This window comes from Hoylesella marshii DSM 16973 = JCM 13450 (assembly GCF_000146675.1).
GTDB lineage: Bacteria > Bacteroidota > Bacteroidia > Bacteroidales > Bacteroidaceae > Prevotella > Prevotella marshii.
This window is the reverse complement of the sequence record NZ_GL397214.1, coordinates 2440817-2443534: the sequence shown is the minus strand read 5'-3', so window position 1 is coordinate 2443534 and position 2718 is coordinate 2440817. Positions and strand designations below refer to the sequence as shown.

The following is a 2718-nucleotide window of genomic DNA, read 5'->3' as shown; positions in this document are numbered from 1 at the left end:
ATCATACTGATAGGGCACGGCGGCGAAACTGCCATCATCGTTTCCGATATGGTGCTGTATGTGCTCATCGCACCCATCATTGCAGCCAACGTAATGAAAGCCATGCACCTCAGTCAGAACCTCTTTCTGGCAAACGAAGCGGTAGACCGATTGGAGAAACTCACCGCCACGCCGCCGCTTCCTGAAAGTTCCGAACCCGAGAAAGCGGCAGCTTTCGACGTCAGCCTGCGCAATGTGTCGTTCCGATACGAAGCGGCGGAGTGCGATGCCGTAAGCCACATCGACCTCGACATACCGCAAGGCAAGACCGTTGCACTGGTGGGAGCGTCCGGAAGCGGCAAGACAACCATCGCAAGGCTCATTCCCCGCTTCTGGGACGTGCGCGAAGGCAGTTTGAGAATAGGCGGTGTGGACGTTCGGCACATGGATAAGGCAACGCTGATGCGCAACGTATCGTTCGTGTTTCAGAACACCCGACTGTTCAAGACCTCCATCTTGGAGAACATACGCTACGGCAATCCCAATGCAACCATCGAGCAGGTGAACCGCGCCGTAGACCTCTCGCAGAGTCGGGAAATCATCGAGCGGCTGCCACAGGGGCTGGACACCGTCATAGGAGCGGAGGGAACATACCTCTCCGGCGGCGAACAGCAGCGCATAGTGCTTGCCCGTGCCATTCTGAAAGATGCGCCCATCGTGGTGCTCGACGAGGCTACTGCCTTTGCCGACCCCGAAAACGAGCACCTTATCAGGCAGGCATTTGCCCACCTTACTTGCGGGAAAACCGTGCTCATGATAGCCCACCGACTGACCACCGTGCAAGATGCCGACAACATTGTCGTGGTGGACAAGGGCAGAATAGCCGAACAGGGCACCCACCAACAACTCATGGAGCAAGCCACATTATATTATAGGATGTGGAACGAATACCAAAAGTCGGTGGCATGGAAACTATAAACCTAAACAGAAAGGACACAAGACAATGATAAAATATCTTCAACAACGGTTCGCCCTCACCGAAAAAGGAGCGAAAGACTTGCGGAAAGGCATCGCCTTCTCTACATTGATGAACCTCGCATTGATGCTGCCGCCCACCTATTTGTTCTTCTTCCTCATCGAGTACATCGACTCCGAGACGCCCACCGAGCCGCACGCGCTGTGGTTCTATGTGCTTGTGGCTTTGCTCTTGGCGGTGCTTATGTTCTTCATAGCCCTCCGACAGTACGACAGCACCTACACCACCGTCTACAACGAGAGTGCGCAACGCCGCATCGGAGTGGCAGAAAAGCTGCGCCGACTGCCCCTCGCTTTCTTCGGCGAACGCAACCTTTCCGACCTCACCTCTACCGTGATGGAAGACTGCACGATGCTCGAGCAAACCTTCTCGCACGCTGTTCCCCAACTGTTTGCGTCGGCTCTGAGCGTCGTCATCATCGCCATTGGCATGTTCTCCTACAACTGGCACTTGGCTTTAGCCCTCTTTTGGGTCGTTCCGCTCGCCGTAACCACACTGCTGCTGTCGCGCCGTCAGCTCCACAAAGCCTTCGTTCAGCACTATAAAGTGAAGCGCGGCGTAACCGAACAGATACAGGAAGGCTTGGAATGTATGCAGGAAATAAGGTCGTACAGTGGCGAACAGGCATACTGCCGCAGCTTCGACAAGCGGCTGAAGGGCTACGAACGCGAGCTTGTGCGCGGCGAACTCGTGGCAGGAGTCTTCCTCAACCTCGCCGGAATGTTGCTCAAACTCGGCATGCCCACCGTTATACTGGTGGGAGCGTGGCTGTTGCAGCAGGGCGAAGTGTCGGTATTCACCTACTTGGCTTACCTCTTGGCATCGGCAATGGTCTATAACCCCATTATCGAGGTGTGCAACTACCTTGCCCTTCTCTCCTTCCTCGACGTGCGCATCAACCGTATGAAGGAAATAGAAAGCATGCCCACGCAGGAGGGAAGTGCAGCCGTACAACTCGAAAACTACGACATCGAGTTCCGCAACGTAAGTTTTGCCTACGAAACCGCGAAGCAAGTGCTGCACAATGTCTCGTTCACGGCACGCCAAGGCACCGTTACCGCCCTCGTAGGGCCGTCGGGTGGAGGCAAAAGCACTACTGCCAAGCTCGCCGCACGCTTTTGGGACATCTCTGACGGACAAATTCTTGTGGGCGGAAACGACATCTCGAAGATTGACCCCGAAACGCTGCTGAAACACTATTCCATCGTCTTCCAGGACGTATTGCTGTTCAATGCCTCTATTGCCGACAATATCCGCATCGGCAAGCGCAACGCCACCGACGAGGAAGTGCGCCACGTTGCCCGATTAGCGCAGTGCGACGACTTCATCAGCCGAATGCCGCAAGGCTACGATACCGTCATCGGCGAAAACGGCGAAACCCTTTCGGGTGGCGAACGGCAGCGCATTTCCATTGCACGCGCCCTGCTGAAGAATGCCCCAATCATACTTCTCGACGAAGCCACCGCAAGCCTTGACGCCGAGAACGAGACGAAAATACAAGCGGGCATCTCCGAACTGGTGCGCAATAAGACCGTTATCATCATTGCCCACCGTATGCGCACCGTCCGCAATGCCGGCCACGTCGTGGTGCTTAGTGGCGGTACGGTGAGCGAACAGGGAACGCCCGACGAACTGTTGGCACGCAACGGCGAGTTCGCCCGAATGGTTCGTCTGCAACAGGAAAAACGGCAATGATGCCTCTA

2 protein-coding genes are annotated in these 2718 nt (G+C 55.7%); both read left to right on the top strand.

Translation table 11 applies throughout. The features are described 5' to 3' along the window. A partial coding sequence (locus HMPREF0658_RS10100) for an ABC transporter ATP-binding protein (RefSeq protein ID WP_006950641.1) occupies window positions 1–957 on the top strand: 957 nt, incomplete at its 5' end. Window positions 958–982: 25 nt separating this feature from the next. Next, window positions 983–2710: an ABC transporter ATP-binding protein gene (locus HMPREF0658_RS10095; RefSeq protein WP_006950640.1), complete on the top strand. Its 1728-nt coding sequence runs from the start codon at window positions 983–985 to the stop codon at window positions 2708–2710. Window positions 2711–2718 lie beyond the last annotated feature (8 nt).

Excerpts from the sequence above, each read along its gene's own strand:
- HMPREF0658_RS10095 (WP_006950640.1), top strand. The coding sequence starts at position 983 with ATGATAAAATATCTTCAACAACGGTTCGCCCTCACCGAAAAAGGAGCG.